The following is a 22,327-nucleotide window of genomic DNA, read 5'->3' on the forward strand; positions in this document are numbered from 1 at the left end:
ATTTTGGCTTGTATGTCTCGGGATTTTGGCATATTCATGCCAAAACACCTCGCAGAATAGTGGTGTGTGAACAGTAACTCCCATATAATTTATAAAATAAAAAGAATATAAAATGCCTTGAAAATAAGAGTAAGTAATGCTAACATAAGTATAAAGCATATTTCTCTTATATTTCAAGGCATTTTTGCCGTCTGATTATTCTAATCTCAATTCAGAAATCCATGCTTTTAATTCCAGTTAATTATGAAAAGCAGGAGCTGAGAAGTGATAAGAATAGCACAAAATGTTCTTTGACTCCTGCGGAAAACAGGAGGTATTGCCAATGGCAAAAAGAAAGAACAAAAAAATTATTGTGAAAAGAAACCGATTGAAAGGCAACACAGCAATTGCAAACCGTAAGTACAAAGATACAGTCTTCCGTATGCTGTTTTCAGACAGAAAGAATCTGTTGTCGCTGTATAATGCAATCAATGAAACTTCTTATACAGATGCTGCTCAATTAGAGATTGTGACACTTGAGAACGCAATCTATATGGGAATGAAGAATGATCTGGCGTTTATTATAAATACGAATCTGTTTCTGTATGAACATCAGTCTACGTATAACCCGAACATGCCTTTGAGAGACTTATTCTACATTTCCAGCGAATATCAGAAAATGGTAGATTGGAAGTCCTTGTATACCTCAACAAGACTGAGAATACCCACACCGAATTTTATCGTATTTTATAATGGAACAGAGAAAAAAAAGATAGGTGGGTAGATTATCTGTCAGAATCGTATGAAAATATGTCAGGAGAACCAAATCTTGAACTAAAGGTCATCACATTAAATATCAATGTAGGGCATAATAAAAAACTAATGGAAGAATGCCGGACGCTAAGAGAATATGCTCAGTATGTTGATAAAGTACGCAGATATTCTAATGAAATGGAACTGAATACGGCAGTAGAACGTGCAGTGAGCGAAAGCATTCAGGAGGGAATTCTCAAAGAATTTCTGCAAAAGAATCGAGCGGAGGTAGTTGCTATGAGTATATTTGAATACAATGAGGAAGAGGAAAAAAGGAAACTCAGGAAAGCTGAGTACGAAGCTGGAAAAAATGATGGGATAAAGATTGGACGAGAAGAGGAAAAACGTAAAATTGCAAATTCCCTTTTTAAAGAGGGAGATTCAATTGAAAAGGTAGCCAGGATTCTTTGCGAAAGTGAAGAAACTATCAGAGGATGGGTAAATGAAAAAATGGATATAAAGGTGGAGTAAGACATATAAAGAAAGCTATGGTGTTATCGATTAAAGTAGAACCATATTGGAATGTAAAGAATACTGCGCTCAATGCGTTCAATGCCGGATCACTTATTAAAGTAGAACCATATTGGAATTATATAGATTCTTATGTTAAAATAGTTCTTTAATTGATACAAACGATTAATTTTATTTAAGCCAATACTTATATATCAATTCATAAAGAAAAAGGAGCTTTTAAATATACTATGGAGAAACTTGTTGTAGGTATCCTTGCGCACGTAGATGCCGGTAAGACTACGTTGTCGGAAGGGATTTTGTATTTGACTGGAAAGATTCGTAAGCTGGGGCGGGTGGATCATAAGGATGCTTATCTGGACACCTATAACCTGGAACGGGAACGAGGAATTACGATTTTTTCCAAGCAGGCGGAGTTTGAACTGGGAAACAGGGGGATAACTCTTCTGGATACGCCGGGGCATGTGGATTTCTCGGCGGAGATGGAGAGAACACTGCAGGTTCTGGATTATGCCATCCTTGTAATCAATGGAGCGGATGGTGTGCAGGGACATACCATGACCTTATGGAGACTTCTGGCAAGATACCAGATCCCGACGTTCCTGTTTATCAATAAAATGGATCAGGACGGAACTGATAAAGAGAAACTTTTGGCAGAATTAAAGAAGCGATTAAGTGATAATTGCGTTGATTTCACCTGGGAAAAATCAGATCTGCAGTCTCAGTTTCTGGAAGATGTTTCTGTCTGCGATGAGGAACTGCTTGAAAAATACCTGGAAACAGAGGAAATATCAACATCAGATATCCGAAAAGTAATCAAAGAGCGAAAACTTTTCCCATGTTTCTTTGGCTCTGCGCTGAAAATGACAGGTGTAGAAGAATTCCTCCATGGTTTGGAAAAATACTGTGAGACACCAGAATATCCATCCGAGTTTGGCGCAAAAGTATTCAAGATTGCCAGAGACGATCAGGGCAATCGTTTAAGCTATATGAAAATCACAGGTGGAACATTGAAGGTGAAGGAACTTCTCACAGATACAGAGAAGGCAGATCAGATCCGTATCTATTCCGGTGCGAAATTTGAGCTTGCAAAGGAGGCTCCTGCAGGAACCATCTGTGCAGTAACCGGTCTTTCCCAGACACATCCGGGACAGGGCTTTGGGATTGAACGGGAATCCGAAATGCCGGTTCTGGAACCTGTATTAAATTACAGGATTCTGCTTCCCGAGGACTGTGATGTTCACCAGATGCTGAAGAAACTCAAAGAGCTGGAAGAGGAGGAACCGGAGCTTCACATTGTATGGAACGAGCAGCTTGGAGAAATCCATGCCATGCTGATGGGTGAGGTTCAGATTGAGATATTAAAGCATCTGATCTGGGAGCGTTTTCATGTGGCAGTAGAGTTTGGCACAGGAAATATCGTATATAAAGAAACAATCGCAGAGCCGGTAGAAGGTGTAGGTCATTTTGAGCCGCTGCGTCATTATGCAGAAGTACACTTGCTTCTGGAACCCGGAGAGCCGGGAAGCGGACTGCAGTTTTTTACTGCATGCAGTGAGGATGTGCTGGACCGTAACTGGCAGCGACTGATCCTGACTCATCTGGAAGAACGAGAACACCCGGGAGTACTGACCGGTTCTCCGATTACGGATATGCAGATTACGCTGATCACAGGGCGAGCCCATCTGAAACACACAGAGGGCGGCGATTTCCGGCAGGCAACGTACCGGGCTGTGCGTCAGGGATTAAAGAAAGCAAAAAGCGTTCTGCTTGAGCCATATTATGAGTTCAGACTTGAGATTCCGGGAGATATGATCGGGCGTGCCATGACTGACATTCAGAAAATGAATGGAACCTTCCAGCAGCCGGAAGCAGATGAGGATGACATGATGGTGTTGAAGGGGAGTGCACCTGTATCAATGATGCGAGATTATCAGACACAGGTAACTTCCTATACAAAGGGACGTGGCAGATTATTCTGTTCGCTGAAAGGATATGCCCCATGTCAGAATCAGGATGAGATTGTAGAGGAGTTTGGATATGATTCCGAACGTGATCTGGACAATCCCACAGGTTCTGTATTCTGTGCTCATGGAGCCGGATTTGTGGTGCCATGGTATGAAGTAGAGGATTATATGCACCTGGAGGGAGTGGGCGACTCTGAACTGAGCAGCCGTATATCCGATGGAGAAAAATACGGATCAGGAAATGGAGAAACAGGAGCTGATAGTGGATTTTCTTATGTTTCAGAGAGTGCAGGACAGGGAAAAAACAGGAACAGTAACAATCAGACAGATTCGGGTTATCGTCCACCCAGGAATGCCGGCATAGGAAGCTATGAGGATGAAGAAGAGCTGAAAGCTATTTTCGAGCGCACATTCGGGCCGGTCAAGCGTTACAAAGAACCACAGTTTAAGAGAACATTTTCTTCAAAATCTGACAACGGCAGCTATTACCGCAACAGTTCCTCTGCCAAGAAGAAAGAAAAAGAATATCTCCTTGTAGATGGCTATAACATCATCTATGCCTGGGAAGATTTAAAAGAGCTGGCAGATGCAAATCTCCATGCAGCACAGACAAAACTGATGGATATTCTGAGCAACTATCAGGGCTTTAAGAAATGTACGTTAATTCTTGTATTTGACGCTTACAAGATAGAGGGCCATGCAGAGGAAGTGATCACCTATCATAACATTCATGTAGTCTACACCAAAGAAGCTGAGACAGCGGATCAGTACATTGAGAAAACGGTTCATAAGATCGGCAGGGAAAACCAGGTAACGGTAGCAACATCCGATGGACTGGAACAGATCATTATTATGGGACAGGGTGCTCACCGTATGTCTGCCAGAGGTCTTCGGGATGAAATAAAAGCTATAGAAAACCAGATTCGCCAGCAATGGCATGAGAAACGTCAGAGCAGCAAGAATTATCTGATCGACAATATTTCTGATGAAATGGCACAATATATGCAAGAGAAAAGACTGGAAAAATAAGAAGGACTGGCTTTTAAGCCAGTCCCTTTTCTTCTAACCAGTCATAAAGTGTTTCCTTGTTCGCTTTACGCTGATGTGCCATATGATTAAACTGCAGGATTGTAAGCAGAGTAAATACTACGATCAATCCGATCAGTACATAAACTGACTGACGGATACTTGTGCCGCCTGCAATTGTACTTCTGAATGCATTTACTGTATAGGTAAATGGTACATAAGAGTGGATTTTGGATACAAATTCCGGAGAAATTTCTACCGGATAAGTACCAGCGGAGCCTGCAAGCTGGATTACCATGAATACCAGCATAAGGAAACTTCCAACCTTACCAAAGGTAATATTAAAGAAATACATGATAGATGTAAATGCCATTGCTGTCAGGCAGGCAAATAATACTGTCTTTGTCATCTCTATAGGTGTAAATCCATTGAATACATGAAGCAGAATGATCAGGAGAAGTCCCTGGAGGATTGCTACCGGATAAAGAATGGAAGCTTTGCTTGCCCACCATGCAAATCCTGATTTCAGTTTGCCTTTGTATGTAGTCAGAGGATACATCAGGCAGAAGGCCAGTGCACCGACCCAGAGACCGACAGACATCATGTATGGTGCCATTGCATGACCGTTGTTTTCTACGGTTGTGATCTGGGTTTCCTCATCTTCGATCGGTGTTGCGAACATGCTGACAGTTGTATCACTGGATTTCGTGTTCTTTACCTGATCTGCACCTTCACTGAGGCTGGATGACAGTGTAGAGGATCCATCCTTTAATTTTGTCATGCCATCTCCAAGTTCTTTGGAACCATCATAGAGCTGAGAGGAACCATTCTGAATCTGGGAAGCACCGTCTGCAAGTTTCCGGGCACCGCTGGTCAGTGAATCATTATTGGCAACCAGCTTCGCTGTTCCACTTGCCAGAGTTTTTGTGCCATTACTGAGGGTATCAGCGCCACTTGCCAGGGTTTTGGCACCATCGGCAAGCTGTCCGGTTCCACTTGTCAGTGCTTCATTGTTAGAAGCGAGAGTGGACACACCATCCGTGTACTCTTTGATTCCATCATTAAGTGTAGAGGCTCCTTCTGATAACTGAGAAGCACCTGAGGAAATCTGAGGTACAGCAGCAGTAAGTTTCTTACCTGCTGATTTCAGGCTTGCAGCACCGTCTGTAAGTGTTGTGTCATTGGAAGTCAGAGTTTTGAATCCGTCATTTAATGCTTTCACACCTGCGGCTGCCTGTGGGAAAGATGCTGTGCTGTTTTCCAGTGTAGTCAGTGCAGAAGAAACAGACTGAGTTCCTGCATTTACTGCCTGAGCACCTGCATAGAGCTGTTTTACGGCAGCAGTCACAGAGCTGAATGCATTACCGGAAACATCTGGGATCTGACCTGCACCTGCATTCATCTGATCTGCACCTGCAGACATATTCTGTGCGCCGTTACTTAAAGTGGAAGCACCGTCAGAAAGCTGACCTGCAACTGCATTCATCTGTTCAGCTGCGGAATTCAGTTCAGAAACCCTGGAAGAAAGTTCAGAGGACATACTGCTTACGGCGTTGCTGATCTCACTGGAATACTGTGCTGCGAAAGAACCATCCACACCTTCCAGATCTGTAACAGAAGAGTAAAGTGCATCAGAAAGTCCGGCAATAGAATCAGCGGAGATCATACCATTTTCATCTGCAGAAGCTGCGGCATTATCCAGAGCTGCTGCGACATTCTGCATTGCCTGCATGGCGGTCTGAGCAGAAGCAATCTCGCTGTTGGCTGTTTCGAGTGCGGAAGAAGTAGCCTGAGTATACTCACCAAGTGCAGAACCAATACTTTCTGCTGCGGAAGATGCCTGAGAAGCTGCATCCTGAAGTCCCGGTACAAGAGTATCGGAGATCTGGCTGCTTACCTGGCTGATCGCATCGGAGGCATTGGAGATTCCGGTTGCTGCGGAGGTCATCCCTTCACTGGCATTTTCCATTCCTGTTTTTGCCTGGCTCAGTCCGGTGGTAAGTTTGTTAACGGAAGCAGCGGATGCACTGTTCTGTAAAGCTGACAACTGTGTGTAGAGCTGTCCAAGACCATCCTCAAGCTGTTGGGTTCCGTCTTTTAATGCAGCGGAGGAATTACTTCCTTTGGAAACTGCTGCATTTAACTGGGAAATACCGCTGGATACCTGACCGAGATTTTCCAGTCCGCTTAACTGAGAAGCACCGGCTGCTAACTGCCCGGCACCTTTTACATAAGCGGTAGTTCCGTCTGCGAGAGAATTTGCACCGTCAATATACTGAGTAGCTCCATCTGCCAGGGTTGTCACACCTGCGCTAAGGGAATTAATTCCTGATTCCAGGGCACTTGCACCCTCTTTTAATTTCTCAGAGTTTTCATTGAGCTTTGCAACACCGTCTGTGTAACTTTTAACACCGCTGTTGAGAGTATCGATTCCGGAGGTAAGTTCTGGTACTTTTGATGTCAGTGTGCTGACGCCGTCATCAAGTTGTCTGGCACCCTCATTTACCTGAGAGACACCATCTGTGTATTCCTGAATACCTTTTGTAAGGGTTTCGGCGCCATCTGCGAAGGTCAGTGTGCTGGAAGAGAGTTTTTTCAGATTCTGGGTGATGGTCTGGTTTCCTTTGGCAGCAGATTCGATACCGTCTTTAAGTTCACCGGAACCATCGGCTGCATCCTGCATACCGTCTCCGACTTTGGCTATCTGGTCAAAAACTGTCTGTGTATAGGTTTCTGTTACTTTGGTGGCAACTGCATCCTTGATCTTCAGCAGTGCGGTTTCACTTAATTTGGAAGCAATGTAGTTGGTTCCGGGGTTGGTTTCGTATTTCAGCTCCATTTTCTTAGGTTCATCGTCCATAAGTGTGGCAGCATTTGCGGAAAAGTCTTCCGGAATGGTAATTACCATATAGTAAGTACCGTTTTCCAGGCCATCTTCGGCTGTACGGCTGTCTACGAAATTAAATGCCATAGAATCATTCTCACGTAATTCTTCTACCATGTCCTTTCCTACACTTAGCGTGGTGCCATCGTAGTCTACAGGTTTGTCTTCATTGACAACTGCTACAGGAAGATGGTCAACACTTCCGTATGGATCCCACATGGATTTCAGAAACAGTCCTGCGTAAATGATCGGGATTGCGATAATTGAAATTACCACAACGAACATGATCTTATTATGCAGTAGATTTTTCCATTCGTTTTTGATCATACCTTATCCCTTTCTTTCTATAATTAGTTGTAGTGAAAACTGTTCGGTCTACAGCTAGTGAGCTTACAAGATTGTTTCAAGAATCAACTTGTCGGCAAACTAATGTGCTGGAGTGGAACAGTAAGGTGCTGATAAACAGCAGATTGAATAATCAAAACATAATTGATTAATAGCTGCCGAAACTATTAATCGACAAAGTGTTGATTTTTTCTATGGATGGTATTATACTAAAACTAAAAATAAGATACAACCATTAAATTTGCTATTTGACGTATATTAATAGACATATTTGTTTAAAATGACTATTTTTACACGGAATCTACATTTAGGATAAAATATACAAAAACATGAGAATAAAATTGGTGATATTTACAATTAAGCTAATTGAGAAGGTTGTGAAAAGCAATAAGCATTTACCTAGAGCGTGTCTGGGCGTTTTATGGAATTGCTATAGAATGTGAAATAAAGAACAGGGGGAAATGTTAATGGCAGAAAAAGTAGACAGAAGAGTACGAAAAACCAAAGCACAGCTTCGGGCAGGTCTTGCACGACTGATGCAGAAGAAGAGCATCAAGGAAATTACAGTTAAGGAACTGGTGGATGAGGTAGATATTAACAGGTCTACGTTTTATCTTCATTACAGTGATATTTATCAAATGTTGGAGAGTATTGAGAATGAGCTGATGGATGAGATTGCCCAGGTAATTGAGGAGCATCCTCTGGATCTGGTACAAAATGGAAGTTCTTATCCGATGATTGAGCATATTTTTACAATTCTTGATAATAATAAGGATATTTGTATTGCTCTGTTGGGAAGCAATGGAGATATGGGGTTTGTGAGCAGGATGGAGAAGATGGTTGCAGATACGGTTCTCCGGCAGTTGTCCGGAAAATTTGCAGCAGGTAACCATGACGTGGAATATGTTTATGCATTTTGCCTTAATGGATGTGTGGGAATGATCAAAGCATGGCTTTCTTCGGAACACCGGGAATCAACCAAACATATTGCAGAACTGACTAACAGAATGATCGAGAATACGACACATGACTTCCTGCGGCAGATACCAAATGCATAAATCCTGTGCATCGTGAAGTGGGTTATCGGGCACGGAGTGAACAGTAATGATTTGACAAAATGATGCCCTTCTGCTATGGTTAAGCCAATATAAAGCAGGAATAGAAAGCAGAAGTAATAAAAGGGAGATGCAGCCATGAAAGAAAAGCTTACACAGAAGGATGTTGAGAAAATCCAGCAGGAGATTGACCACCGCAAGCTGGTTGTACGAAAAGAGGCAATCGAAGCTGTAAAAGAAGCAAGAGCCCAGGGGGATCTGAGTGAGAACTTTGAGTATTATGCGGCAAAGAAGCACAAAAACCAGAATGAAAGCCGCATCCGCTATCTTGAGAATATGCTGAAAACAGCAACCATTGTTTCTGATGATTCCAAAGACGATGAAGTTGGAATGGATGATATTGTAGAGGTATATTTCGAGGAAGACGATGAGATTGAGAAATACAAACTGGTTACTTCCATAAGAGGAAACTCCATGGAAAACCGCATCAGCATTGAATCTCCCATTGGTATGGCTCTGAAAGGTCACAAGGTTGGAGACAGAGTGGAAGTAAAGGTAAATGATAACTACAGTTATTTCCTGGAAATCCGTTCTATTGATAAGACTGGTTCCGAGGATGAAGAAATCCGCGGATTCTGATAATAATACTGTCGAAATACAGGCTCCGGATTGATAAAAGAACTATTGTAAGAGATGAACACCGGTTAGTGTCATATCTCCTGCAATGGTTCTTTTTATTTTTATATCAAAAATACGGATGGATTTATGGGAACCTTACACAGAATGAATATGATGACTGGAAATTTTACATGGATTTAACATTCTCATGGGGATGATTTTACAAAGCATGGTTATGATGGGAAACAAGTTAAATAACCATATACTTATGAAAAGGGAAAAGGAGAATAATCATGGATTTATTCAGTATATTAACATTGATCGGAGGCCTTGCATTATTTTTGTATGGTATGAATGCAATGGGAGATGGCCTTGCGAAGGTTTCCGGCGGAAAGCTGGAGAAGATTCTTGAAAATCTTACTTCAAATCCGATAAGAGCAGTGCTTTTGGGAGCAGGAGTAACAGCAGTGATCCAGTCATCTTCAGCTACGACTGTTATGGTAGTAGGTTTTGTAAATTCAGGGATCATGAAATTATCACAGGCAGTAGGAGTGATCATGGGTGCCAATATCGGTACTACGATCACCTCCTGGATCTTAAGCCTGACAGGAATACAGAGTGATAATTTTATTATTCAGATGTTTAAACCAACATCATTTTCCCCTGTGCTTGCGATCATTGGTGTGATCTTCATTCTGTTTATCAATGATTCAAAGAAAAAAGATATCGGAACAATTTTTATAGGTTTTGCAATCCTGATGTACGGTATGGATATGATGAGTTCTGCTGTAAAACCTCTTGCAGAAGTGCCGGAATTTACAAACCTGTTACTTAAATTCTCAAATCCGTTGTTAGGTGTTATAGCAGGTGCCCTTCTTACAGCAGTGATCCAGTCATCTTCTGCATCTGTAGGTATTCTGCAGGCCCTGTGTCTTACAGGTGCAGTACCGTTCAGTGCAGCAATCCCGATCATTATGGGACAGAACATCGGAACCTGTATTACTGCAATCCTTTCTGCAATCGGAGCCAAGAAGAATGCAAAACGTGCAGCAGCAGTACATCTGTATTTCAACCTGATCGGTACGGTTATCTTTATGACTGTATTCTATCTTATAAATGCAGTTGTTGGATTTTCTTTCTTCCATCAGGCAGCAACACCGGCAGGAATTGCTGTTATCCACAGTGTATTTAATGTTACTGCAACGATCATTCTCCTTCCTTTTGCAAAGGGACTGGAGAAACTTGCCTGTCTTACAATCCGGGATAAAAAAGAGGATGTTGTTGTTTCAGCAGAGGACAGAGAGTTTATGATCCTGGAACCGCGTTTCCTGGAGAAACCGGCATTTGCAGTAGAGCAGAGCCGCAATGCAGCAAGAAAAATGGCAGAAGAATCCCACAATGCACTGTTTACAGCACTGAGTCTGGTGGATAAATACAGTGAAGAAGGCGTAGAACGTGTGGAAAACATGGAATCCAAGGTTGACCGCTATGAAGATGAACTGGGAACTTATCTGGTGAAGCTGAGCCACAAAGATATCTCAGAAGCAGACAGTCACAGCCTTTCCATTATGCTTCACTGTATCGGGGATTTTGAACGTATTTCCGACCATGCTGTAAATATTATGGAATCAGCACAGGAGCTTTATGAAAAAGGACTGAAATTTTCCGAAAATGCAAAGAAAGATCTGGAAGTGCTGGGACAGGCAGTAGAAGATATCGTAAATACGGCATATGAAGTTTTTGACAAACAGGATATGAAGCTTGCGGAGAAAATTGAACCACTGGAAGAAGTGATTGATGAACTTTCCAAAGAAGTAAAACGTCGTCATGTACAGAGACTGAGAAACGGTGAATGTACAATAGAGATGGGATTTATCCTTTCGGACATTACAACCTGTCTGGAACGTGTGGCAGACCATTGTTCCAATATTGGAGTCTGTGTGACGCAGGTGAATGAAGATCTGTATGATACTCACAGTCATCTGAATATCGTCAAGAGCCATCCGGACGAAACATTTTATCATGAACTGGAAGACGCACGAATCAAATATCAGCTTTCATAAAAATAAACAGGTAGATGATGGTTACTGTACACATGCCATTATCCCGCGAGGTGTTTTGGCATGAATTTTGGCAACGTTACTGAGAACGAAGTGAACAGTAACGGATGATGTTATTTGCATGATCAGGAAATCCGGGCACTCTGAAGTATCTGAGAGAGATATTTCAGAGAAAATGGCCGGATTTTTGTTTTAAAGAAATGAAGCAGATGCCGGATATTTACTTGTACAGGGATAAAAAAATAAGTATACTGAAAAAAGAAATACACTTGTGACGACAAAGCAGGTGATAAATAAAGGGGAGGCAAAGCAGAATGATCTATTGTGTAGAAGATGAGCGGAATATCAGGGAGCTTCTTATTTATACACTGGAAACAACAGGATTTAAAGCCAGGGGGTTTGGCAATGGCAATGAACTGATGAAAGCGCTGAAAGAAGAGATACCGGAGCTGATCCTGCTGGATATCATGCTTCCGGGAGATGATGGCTATACCATTCTGGAACAGCTGAAAAGTATGCCATCTGTAAAGGATGTGCCGGTAATTATGGTTACTGCAAAAGAAGCGGAATTTGACAAAGTAAAAGGTCTGGAAGGCGGAGCGGATGATTACATTACCAAGCCTTTCGGTATGATGGAATTTGTTGCCAGAGTAAAAGCAGTTCTCAGACGAAGTGCCCGTCAGAATGAAGACAAGGAACTGCATTACGACGAGCTTTATCTGAATGTAGGACGTCATGAGGTGCATTACCGGGAAGAAAAGGTCGATCTTACCCGAAAAGAATTTGAACTTCTTCAGTATCTGCTGGAGAATAAAGGACTTGTTATGACAAGAAATCAGATCCTCTGCCATGTATGGGGATATGACTTTGACGGTGAAACCAGAACTGTGGATGTCCATGTGAGAACCCTGCGTCAGAAACTTGGAGAGGCAGGAGATCTGATCGAAACGGTCCGGGGTGTAGGATACAGGATCGGCGCATAACAGATAAAACCGACGAAAACAGGAGTGGAAAAATGAAGCATAAAATATTCAGTCACACCAGTTTACTTATTATTTTATCCGTAATACTTACATTCCTGGCAGCAGGAACTGTCATGTATAACAGATATGATATTTATATGAAACAGGGTGTCAGAGATGAAGCCGCATATATTAAAACAGGTCTGGAAGAAGACGGAGACGTTTTTCTCTCAGACAGGGTCGGAGACGCCACCAGCAGCAGGATCACTCTTTTGGGAAAAGATGGTCAGGTGTTGTTTGACAGTATTGAGAATCCGGAAGAAATGGAAAATCACAGTAACAGACCGGAATTTATTGAAGCTGAGAAGCAGGGATCCGGTGAGATGGTACGCTATTCAGACACCTTATCAAAACAGACGTTTTACTATGCTGTAAAATTAAAGGATGATCAGGTTCTGCGAGTAGCCAGGACTACAGACAGTCTTCTGGTAACAATGTTAACCAGCTTTCTTCTGCTTGGCGGACTGGTATGCGTGATCCTTGTAATTGAACTTTTTCTTGTGCAGAAACAGACCAGAAAGCTGATAGAGCCTATCAACCGGATTAATCTGGAACATCCTCTGGAGCATGTATGCTACGAAGAATTAAGGCCATTGCTTTTTCGGCTGGATCAGCAGAACAGACAGATTCAGAAACAGCTGGAAGATCTTAAGAATGCAGAGAGCGCAAGAAAAGAGTTTACGGCAAATGTTTCTCATGAATTAAAAACGCCGTTAATGTCCATTTCCGGATATGCGGAGCTTATGATGAATGGAATGGTACCGCCGGACAAGATGCAGGATTTTTCCGGCAGGATTTTTCATGAGTCCGAGCGTTTATCAAATCTGGTTGCAGATATCATTCAGCTTTCCAGACTGGATGAGAAGAACGGAGAAACTATGTTTGAACAGGTTGACATCGGAGAGCTTGGGGAAGATGTGATCAACAATCTGCAGAACAGGGCAGCAAAGAAAAAGATTAATCTGGAATATACAGGCGGACCTGCACAGATGCAGGGAGTACGCCATGTATTATATGAAATGTTCTACAATATTACAGATAATGCTATCCGCTATACCCCGGATGGTGGAGATGTAAAGGTTTTTGTGGGAAAACTCAATGGGAAACCGTATTTTCGTGTGGAAGATAACGGAATAGGAATTCCGGAGAGCGAACAGCAGAGAATCTTCGAGCGTTTTTACAGAGTGGACAAGAGCCATTCACGTGAAACCGGAGGTACAGGCCTGGGGCTTTCTATTGTAAAACATGGCGCAGTTTTGCATCATGCGAAGATTCTTCTGGACAGTGAGCCGGGTAAGGGAACGAAGATGGAAATCCTGTTTGATCAGACTATAGCAATTCCATAAAATAATGCAATCAAGACAGTTCAGCAGAATGCGAAGGACAAGGAAGATATCTGCAGGCGTGCTGACGCACAGCAAAGATATCTGACGCAGGACTTCACGCTATGATGGACTGGATTGTTTGCAGTAATTTATGGAATTGCTATAAGTAAAACTCTTGTTTCCATTGCTTTCAGGTGAATTTTGGGGATTGACAGACAAGTGATTATTAGAGAAAATAAAGTCAGACAGTTCCTCTATAGAAGCAGGTACAAAAATAAATTCATGTGGACAAGTCTGAGAGACAATGGAGGGTATTTTCAGTATGGAAAAATGGAGAAGCATTGCAGCGGGTATGAGCTGTTTGTCAATGCTGTTCGCAACAGGAGCGGTTACTGTATCAGCATCAGATGAAATCACAGAAATTCCGGAACAGAGTATTGTATACTGGTCCATGTGGGAAGAAGATGAACCACAGGCAGATGTGATCAGAGAAGCAGCAGAAGCTTATGAAGAAGCAACAGGTATTTCTGTAGAGATTCAGTGGAAGGGCAGAGGAATCCGGTCTCTGATAGAACCTGCCCTGGATGCCGGAGAACAGATTGACCTTTTTGATGATGATTATCAGAGGATGGCTCAGGAACACAGGGATTATCTGGCAGAATTAAAAGGAATGGCAGATACTGTGGATTATGAGAAGCATATTATGCCGGTACTGTTGGAACAGGTGAAGAACTGGGGAAATGGAGAACTGCTTGCAATGCCGTATCAGCCTTATATCACAGGCGTCTGGTATAATAAGGATTTATGGGAAGAGGCTGGACTTACAGAACAGGATATCCCGGATACCTGGGAGAAACTGATCAGAGTATGCCGTAAGATTAAAAACAGTGACAGTGGCCTTAGTGCCATGACCTGCGATGAAGAGTATGTGAATCTTCTGTATGGATATCAGCTTGCCAGATATCTTGGACAGGAGAAAGTGCAGCAGCTGATCCGTAACTGTACCTGGTCACAGATTCCACAGGCAAAAGAGGCGGCAGATGATATCAGAATTTTGTTTTTTGCGGGATATATGAGTCAGAGTGCACCGGCACAGCATCCGGAAGGTCAGGATGAAGTGGGAGATGGCGAGGCAGTCATGGTGCTGCAAGGCTCCTGGGTTCCGAATGAAGTGACAGAAGCTACAGAATCTGATGATTCCTGGGGATTTTTTCCATGGCCTGCAGTAAAGGCCGGAACAGACGGCACAGAAGGTGTTATGGTGGGAGCACAGGGATTTGGAGTCACAAAGGATTCACAGATGAAGCAGGAAGCTTTTGACTTTGCATATTCCATCTGTACCGGGGAAACAGATATGAAAATGACAGATGCGGTTAATTCCATCCCGGCAGATACGGACAATACACAATGGCCGGAAGTGCTGGCAGATGCAGTACCGTATATGAAAGAGATGTCAAAGCCGTACATGTGGGCTGCAGGTCTGGAGGCAGATCCGGATTATAAAGAACAGATACAAAGCGAACTTCTGAAGCTTACAAGATTAGAAGAAACATCGGATGAATTTATAGAGAATCTCAGCAATATGAAATAAGAAAAAGGCTGTTCAACATTATGAAAATATTGGTCTGGTATTACTGGCGCTCTCGTTCTGAGAGCGCCTTTATTGATGTGATATATTCTGTGGGTGTCATTCCGGAAATTTTTTTAAACTGTCTGGAAAAGTAATGGATGGAAGAGTATCCCAGAAATTCCGAAATCTGTGTGAAGTTCATCTGGTTCTCGCGGATCAGCTGTCTGGCATAGGCGATCTTTAACCGGGAAAAGAAATCCATAGCGCCGCACTGATGCTGTTCCTGAAATATTTTCTGAAGCTGGGAGCGTCCGATCATATTGTCATGACACAGATCGCAGAGTGTAATATTTTCCCGGATATGGTCCTCCATATAAGCAATGACACGTTTATAGACAGCGGAATTATTTTTCAGATTTACAAATTGGCTGACTGGTACAGTCATGGGAGGAGAAGAATTTCTCCGGATCATGTAGATCAGCATCTGCTCAAGGTAAATACGGATAAGCTGCTGAGAACCAAACAAAAAATCTTCTTTCTTTTCCATCTTTTCTGTATAAGGATCATCCAGAGGGGTTTTGATACAGCGGCGTGCCTCGGCAATCAGCATTCCCATGAGATTTCTCTCAGAATCAGAAAGTTTCAGCAATTTTTTCTCAAAGAATTTCATACATGGAGAATCGCATTCAAAAGAAACTACCACAATATTAGGTGCGGTATTTCCTATGGCAATAAGGTTATGAAATTCATTTGGTCTGTGAAAGATGAGCTGTCCGCTTGTCAGATGGTAGATACCGTTATCTGTCTCTATTTCTGCCTTTCCCTTATCTACACATTGAAATTCCCAGAAATTATGGCGTTCTCCTGCAAAGTGAAAATCGCTTTTGTATTCAAAATAGTGGATTGTATAAATCCGGTCAATATGAATATCTTCTTCCAGATACATACTCTCAAAAGCCATTACTGCCACCTCCCTCAGCCTGTCCGAAAACTGCAATATGGTTGTTGTGTACAAGTATACAACAAAAACAGATGAAAAACCAGTTAAAAATGAATTTTTGTACAAAAGAAATGGACGTTTGTGCAAATACTATTTGTGCAAAAATGATAAAATAAGAACTACCAAAAGAAATAATTGTTGAAATTCAACAAAAGAGCGAAAAGAGAGAAAAAAGAAGACAAAATGTCAAAACTGACCAAGGAGGAAAAAAGGTTATGGGTATGAAGAAAAAGATGCTTAGTGCAACATTATGTGCGGTTATGGTTGGTTCACTTGCAGCACCGGCTCTCACTGTTCAGGCAGCAGATGATACATTAGTTTACTGGTCAATGTGGGAAGCTACAGAGCCACAGGGACAGGTGATTCAGGAAGCAGTTGACGCTTATACAGAACAGACAGGAGTTAAGGTAGACCTTCAGTTTAAGGGACGTACCGGAAACCGTGAAGCACTTCAGCCTGCACTGGACGGCGGCACACAGATTGATATTTTTGACGAAGATATCGACCGTGTAAACGGAATGTACGGTAAATATCTTCTGGATCTGGAAGACCTTGCGAAAGAGAATGACTATGAAGCAACTGCAAATGCAGGTCTGATGGCAGCATGCCGTGATGCCGGCGGCGGTACATTAAAAACAATTCCATATCAGCCAAACGTATTTGCTTTCTTCTATAACAAAGATCTGTTTGAGCAGGCAGGAATCACAGAAGAACCGAAGACATGGGATGAATTCAAAGATGTATGCCAGAAATTAAAAGATGCAGGAATCACACCAATGACTATGGATGATGCCTATGCAACATGTGTGATCGGATATCATCTTGCAAGACTGGTTGGCGAAGATAAAGTAAAAGAGATCGTAACTGAAGGTGAATGGGATGATCCTGCAGTTCTTCAGATGGCACAGGATATTGAAGAACTTGCATCTAACGGATATTATTCAGAGATGGTTGGTTCTAACGTATGGCCTGCAGGTCAGAACACAGAGCTTGCACTTGGAACAGCTGCAATGTATCTGAATGGCTCCTGGTTACCAAACGAAGTAAAAGAGATGGCAGGCCCTGATTTCCACTGGGGATGCTTCGCATATCCGGCACTTACAGACGGAGCAAACGGAATCGAAACAAACAACTTTGGTGCACAGGTATTTGGTATTAACAAAGATACAAAACTTGCAAAAGAAGCATTTGATCTGATCACATTCCTTACAAAAGGTGAATACGACCAGAAACTTGCAGATGAAACTGTAGGTATCCCGGCTGATACAACAAACACAGAATGGCCGGCAATGGTTGAGTGTGCAAAACCTGTTATTGAGCAGAGCACAAACCGTTTCACATGGGCATGCGGTGTAGAATCTAACGTAGATATGACTCCGGTTATCAAAGAAAACTTCATCAAATTAATGGCAGGTTCCATTACAGCAGATGAATTTGTTTCCACTATGCAGGACGCAGCGAAATAAATAAAGAATTTATAGAGATGGTGGCATCGTATCTACGCTGCCACCATCTGTCTTTTTGAATATCCAGGTTTCAAAGGCAAAAAGTCGTTCGTGCTTGCACGATAAGACTTTTAGACTTGGAAACCGCCAGACATGAGGAAGTAGCGATTTACGAAGTAAATCAGCGGATTCCGAATGGCTGGAGGTTTGCGGGAGCGAAGCGTAGCAATCCGTAGATGTGGTATTACTTACAGAGGAGGTATTTATTTGAAGAAGAATAAAACGATGATCGTTGTATTTCTGACTCCGGCAGTTCTGCTGTTTCTGGGAATCTTTCTGTATCCGATCATCAGAACAGTGATCATGAGCTTTTTCAAGATCGACGGAGTTACAGATTCCATGGATTTATGGAAATTTGTAGGATTTGGCAACTATACAAAGCTGATGAGTACCAGCTTATTTAAGACTTCATTTTTTAACCTGTTTCGTATCTGGCTGATCGGCGGTCTGGTGGTAATGAGCCTGTCTCTTTTATTTGCAGTTATTCTTACCAGTGGAATCAGAGGAAAGAAATTTTTCCGCGCAATCATTTATATGCCAAATATTGTCAGTGCAGTAGCACTTGCTACTATGTGGCTGCAGTATGTATACAGTCCAAGATATGGCTTGTTGAAAGATCTTTTTACAGCACTGCATCTGGACAATCTGGCAAAGATCCAGTTCCTGGATAATGACCACAAATTCTGGGCACTGTTGTTTGCATATTGTTTTGGAATGGTTGGATACCATATGCTGATCTGGCTCAGTGGTATTGAGCGTATCAGCCCTGAATATTATGAGGCGGCAACCATTGACGGAGCGACCAAACCGGCACAGTTCCGTTACATGACACTTCCATTGTTAAAGGGAGTATTTAAGACAAACATCACCATGTGGTCTGTAAGCAGTGTAGGCTTTTTTGTATGGTCACAGCTTTTCTCCACAGTAACTGCAGACACACAGACAATTACCCCTTATGTTTATATGTATATGCAGATTTTTGGCGGCGGTAATACAGTTACAGAACGAAATGCAGGTCTGGGAGCTGCCATCGGTGTACTGCTCAGTGTCTGCGTAGTCATTGTATTTACAATCTGTAACAGAGTGATTAAAGATGATGATCTGGAATTCTAAGGAGGGATGAGAAATGGCAAAAGAAAAAGAGGCACGCAGACCCTTTAATCTGAAAAGAGAAGTCAAACTCCTGCCGGGATACATCATCCTGCTGCTCTGGGTAATCTTTACCATTGCGCTTCTGGGATGGGTATTCGGGGCAAGTTTTTCAACAACAGCAGAAATCTTCCAGGGAAAAGCCCTGAAGTTTGAGTCCGGATTACATTTTGAAAATTATGCAAAAGCATGGAACGGGGCCGGAGTTGCAGGCTTCTTCGGAAACTCTCTGATTTATTCAGTAATTTCCTGCACAATACTGATTCTGGTGTGTGCACCTGCAGCTTATGTATTGTCCAGATTTGATTTTATTGCAAACAAATTTATCCAGACCAGCTTCGTATCTGCCATGGGTGTTCCGGCAATCATGGTTGTTCTTCCCCTTTTCAGCATTATTTCCGGTATGGGAATCCTGAATAATGTGGCTGCAGGAAGAACTGTACTGATCATATTGTATGTAGGAATTAATGTACCTTATACGACCATTTTCCTGCTTACATTCTTCAGCAATATTTCCAGGACCTATGAGGAAGCGGCAGCAATCGACGGATGCCCTCCCATGCGTACTTTCTGGAAAATCATGTTTCCCATGGCACAGTCAGGAATCGTAACAGTAACAATCTTTAACTTTATTAATATTTGGAACGAGTATTTCCTGTCCTTGATCTTCGCAAGCTCGGATAAGCTGAAACCTGTTGCACCCGGACTTTATGGAATGATCAACTCCATGAAATATACAGGTGACTGGGCCGGAATGTTTGCAGCAGTGATCATTGTATTCCTGCCGACATTTATTCTGTATATTTTCCTGTCTGAGAAGATAATTGGTGGTGTTACCGGTGGCATTAAGGGATAATATTAGAGGACAGCAGGACAATAACAATTGTTTGCGATGTTACTGTTCACACACCACTATCCCGCGAGGTGTTTTGGCATGAATATGCCAAAATCCCGAGACATACAAGCCAAAATTCCATTGCCGCAGGCAATCTGGAATGAATTTTGGCTACGTTACTGTGAACGGAGTGAACAGTAACGTTTGCGATTGTGAAAGGTATTATGTAACACGTTTTGACCTCGAAATCATAGTATGATAAGATGAATGTAAAAAGTTACCAGGTAATCTGAGAGTAACGAAAAACATTTAAAGAAAAGAGGAAAAAAATTATGAAGAAACCAGTATTAGTAGTTATGGCAGCAGGTATGGGAAGCCGTTACGGCGGTCTGAAACAGATCGATCCGGTGGATAAAGAGGGACACATCATCATGGATTTCTCCATTTATGATGCAGTACAGGCCGGATTCCAAAAAGTAGTATTTATTATCAAAAAAGAAAATGAAGCAGACTTCAGAAGCGCCATCGGTGACCGCCTCAGCAATCAGCTGGAAGTATCATATGTTTTCCAGGATCTTCACAATATTCCGGAAGGCTATGAAGTACCGGAAGGACGTGTGAAACCATGGGGAACCGGACATGCCGTATTAAGCTGCATCAATGAAATCGACGGACCATTCGTTGTAATCAATGCAGATGACTATTATGGAAGCCATGCATTTAAGATGGCATATGATTTCCTGACAGAGAACGAAGATACCGCAGATACTTACAGATATATGATGGTCGGCTATAAACTGGAAAATACTTTGACAGAGAATGGCCATGTGGCAAGAGGTGTGTGCGTTACAGATGAAGAAGGACATCTTCTTAAGATCAACGAGCGTACCCATATCGAAAAGCATGACGGCGGCACAGCTTATACAGAAGACGATGGAAAAACATGGACCATGCTTCCGGAAGGCAGTACAGTATCCATGAATATGTGGGGATTTTCAGCAAGCATTCTGAAAGAGCTGAAAGACAGATTCCCTAAATTCCTGGATGAGAATCTGAAAGTAAACCCGCTGAAATGCGAATATTTCCTGCCATTTGTAGTAGATGAACTTCTCGGTGAGAAGAGAGCAACTGTAAAAGTTCTGAAATCTATGGATAAATGGTATGGTGTAACCTACAAAGAAGATAAACCTGTGGTAGTAGCTGCCATTCAGAATTTAAAAGATGGAGGGCTGTATCCACAGAGATTATGGGAGGAATAATTGAGTGGAAATTAACCGGGAGATAAAGAATATCACCAGTGCATTTGTTCTGGAAGATAATCTGACAGAATGTGTTCCTTATGGAAGCGGACATATCAATGATACTTACCGACTGACTTACGGTACAGGCAAACATTATATTCTTCAGAAAATGAACAGGAGTATTTTTACCAAACCTGTGGAACTGATGGAGAATGTCAGCGGTGTTACTGCCTGGCTGAAGAAAAAGATCCAGGAAAACGGTGGAGATGTGGAGAGAGAGACTCTGAATCTTGTGATGACAAAGGATGGACTTCCTTATTATGTAGATGAGGACGGAGAATACTGGAGAGTATATTTATTCATTGAAAATGCAACATGCTATGATATGGTAAAAGATGAGGAAGATTTTTACCAGAGTGCAGTTGCTTTCGGGCATTTCCAGAGGCTGCTTGCAGACTATCCGGCAGAAACGCTTCATGAGACCATCGTAAATTTTCATAATACGGTGGACAGGCTGGATAAGTTTAAAACTGCTGTGGAAAAAGATATATGTCACAGAGCAGCAGATGTGGAAAAAGAGATTCAGTTTGTTCTGGACCGCACAGAACTGGCACATGTTCTGTGCGATATGCAGGATCAGGGAAAGCTGCCGTTGCGTGTTACACATAATGATACCAAGCTGAATAACATTATGATTGATAATGCAACGGGAAAAGCCATCTGTGTGATTGATCTTGATACTGTAATGCCGGGACTTTCCGTAAATGATTTCGGTGATTCTATCCGCTTTGGCGCAAGTACCGGAGCAGAGGATGAGAAAGACCTGACGAAGGTGTCCTGTAATCTTCACTTGTATGAAGTTTATGTTAAAGGCTTCATTGAAGGCTGTGGCGGTGCGTTGACTGAGACAGAATTGGATATGCTTCCTATGGGAGCAATCCTTATGACCTTTGAATGTGGAATGCGTTTCCTCACAGACTATCTGGAGGGAGATCATTATTTCAAGATTCACAGAGAGGGACATAATCTGGATCGCTGCAGAACACAGTTTAAACTGGTGAAAGACATGGAAGAAAAACTTTCCCGGATGAAAGAGATTGTAAATAAGTATAAACAGGTATAAAAAAACGTACATGTCCATAAAGACTTGTGTTTATGAACTGATTCGGATAGAATTATCCTGCGGGGATATGAGAGAAATCATATTTTCGCAGGATTTTCTACAATACATGATGTGCCAGGCAACAGTATTTTACAGTTCTGAATATAGGGTGCTGTAAAATACAGAGGTAAATTTTGCAGATGTGAAACAGGATATCCGCAGAATTTTATAGATTACACTCAGAATTATCAAGGATATTTCTGATGCTGTGAACTAATATAGGTATTGTTGAAAGAGAAAAAAAACAGAAATTGCAAAAAACAGGTATTGTAGCAGGAAGACAGGTTAGGAGGAATTATT

The 22,327-nt window shown here is 42.1% G+C and carries 14 protein-coding genes and 1 pseudogene; 13 read left to right on the forward strand and 2 right to left on the reverse strand.

Annotated elements, in window-relative coordinates; translation table 11 throughout:
• Nucleotides 1–322: 322 nt before the first annotated feature.
• Nucleotides 323–1,263 (forward strand): annotated as a pseudogene (locus LJE09_RS18835) (hypothetical protein).
• A 230-nt stretch (nt 1,264–1,493) separates the two neighbouring features.
• Nucleotides 1,494–4,259, forward strand: a complete 2,766-nt coding sequence (locus tag LJE09_RS11270) for a translation factor GTPase family protein (protein WP_227311339.1) — start codon at nt 1,494–1,496, stop codon at nt 4,257–4,259.
• 13 nt (nt 4,260–4,272) lie between these two features.
• On the opposite strand, the gene LJE09_RS11275 is transcribed toward LJE09_RS11270, so the two are convergent.
• Nucleotides 4,273–7,467 (reverse strand): YhgE/Pip domain-containing protein, encoded by a 3,195-nt coding sequence (locus LJE09_RS11275; protein WP_227311341.1) that lies wholly within the window; start codon nt 7,465–7,467, stop codon nt 4,273–4,275.
• A gap of 485 nt (nt 7,468–7,952) precedes the next feature.
• On the opposite strand from LJE09_RS11275, the gene LJE09_RS11280 reads away from it, so the two are divergent.
• The 6 genes from LJE09_RS11280 (at nt 7,953) to LJE09_RS11305 (ending at nt 15,156) form a co-directional block, all read left to right on the forward strand.
• Nucleotides 7,953–8,543, forward strand: coding sequence for a TetR/AcrR family transcriptional regulator (locus LJE09_RS11280; protein WP_227311343.1), 591 nt, complete (start codon nt 7,953–7,955; stop codon nt 8,541–8,543).
• A 135-nt stretch (nt 8,544–8,678) separates the two neighbouring features.
• Nucleotides 8,679–9,179 carry a transcription elongation factor GreA gene (gene greA / locus LJE09_RS11285; RefSeq protein WP_008705914.1) on the forward strand — a complete coding sequence of 167 codons (501 nt, stop codon included), beginning with the start codon at nt 8,679–8,681 and terminating at the stop codon, nt 9,177–9,179.
• A gap of 272 nt (nt 9,180–9,451) precedes the next feature.
• Complete coding sequence (locus tag LJE09_RS11290; RefSeq protein ID WP_227311344.1) at nt 9,452–11,221, forward strand: Na/Pi cotransporter family protein; 1,770 nt, start codon at nt 9,452–9,454, stop codon at nt 11,219–11,221.
• 311 nt (nt 11,222–11,532) lie between these two features.
• The gene (locus LJE09_RS11295; protein ID WP_227311345.1) at nt 11,533–12,201 is read left to right on the forward strand and encodes a winged helix-turn-helix domain-containing protein; all 669 of its coding nucleotides are present in this window, start codon (nt 11,533–11,535) and stop codon (nt 12,199–12,201) included.
• Nucleotides 12,202–12,233: 32 nt separating this feature from the next.
• Nucleotides 12,234–13,586 (forward strand): sensor histidine kinase, encoded by a 1,353-nt coding sequence (locus tag LJE09_RS11300; RefSeq protein WP_227311346.1) that lies wholly within the window; start codon nt 12,234–12,236, stop codon nt 13,584–13,586.
• A 301-nt stretch (nt 13,587–13,887) separates the two neighbouring features.
• The gene (locus LJE09_RS11305; protein ID WP_062807319.1) at nt 13,888–15,156 is read left to right on the forward strand and encodes an ABC transporter substrate-binding protein; all 1,269 of its coding nucleotides are present in this window, start codon (nt 13,888–13,890) and stop codon (nt 15,154–15,156) included.
• 40 nt (nt 15,157–15,196) lie between these two features.
• On the opposite strand, the gene LJE09_RS11310 is transcribed toward LJE09_RS11305, so the two are convergent.
• On the reverse strand, nt 15,197–16,096 hold the full coding sequence (locus LJE09_RS11310) for a helix-turn-helix domain-containing protein (RefSeq protein ID WP_020993456.1): 900 nt from the start codon (nt 16,094–16,096) through the stop codon (nt 15,197–15,199).
• Between the two features lie 254 nt (nt 16,097–16,350).
• Here LJE09_RS11310 and LJE09_RS11315 point away from each other — a divergent pair, with 254 nt between their 5' ends.
• The 5 genes from LJE09_RS11315 (at nt 16,351) to LJE09_RS11335 (ending at nt 21,988) form a co-directional block, all read left to right on the forward strand.
• Nucleotides 16,351–17,601 carry an ABC transporter substrate-binding protein gene (locus LJE09_RS11315; protein WP_331466577.1) on the forward strand — a complete coding sequence of 417 codons (1,251 nt, stop codon included), beginning with the start codon at nt 16,351–16,353 and terminating at the stop codon, nt 17,599–17,601.
• Nucleotides 17,602–17,847: 246 nt separating this feature from the next.
• Entirely contained in the window at nt 17,848–18,753 is a 906-nt protein-coding gene (locus LJE09_RS11320) for a carbohydrate ABC transporter permease (RefSeq protein ID WP_025580677.1), read from the forward strand.
• Nucleotides 18,754–18,766: 13 nt separating this feature from the next.
• On the forward strand, nt 18,767–19,645 hold the full coding sequence (locus LJE09_RS11325; RefSeq protein WP_025580675.1) for a carbohydrate ABC transporter permease: 879 nt from the start codon (nt 18,767–18,769) through the stop codon (nt 19,643–19,645).
• A 311-nt stretch (nt 19,646–19,956) separates the two neighbouring features.
• Nucleotides 19,957–20,883: a sugar phosphate nucleotidyltransferase gene (locus tag LJE09_RS11330; RefSeq protein ID WP_026649265.1), complete on the forward strand. Its 927-nt coding sequence runs from the start codon at nt 19,957–19,959 to the stop codon at nt 20,881–20,883.
• Between the two features lie 4 nt (nt 20,884–20,887).
• Nucleotides 20,888–21,988: a phosphotransferase enzyme family protein gene (locus LJE09_RS11335; RefSeq protein WP_173698325.1), complete on the forward strand. Its 1,101-nt coding sequence runs from the start codon at nt 20,888–20,890 to the stop codon at nt 21,986–21,988.
• Nucleotides 21,989–22,327 lie beyond the last annotated feature (339 nt).

It is taken from the genome of Blautia sp. DFI.3.45, from assembly GCF_020593505.1.
Taxonomy (GTDB): domain Bacteria; phylum Bacillota; class Clostridia; order Lachnospirales; family Lachnospiraceae; genus Blautia_A; species Blautia_A wexlerae.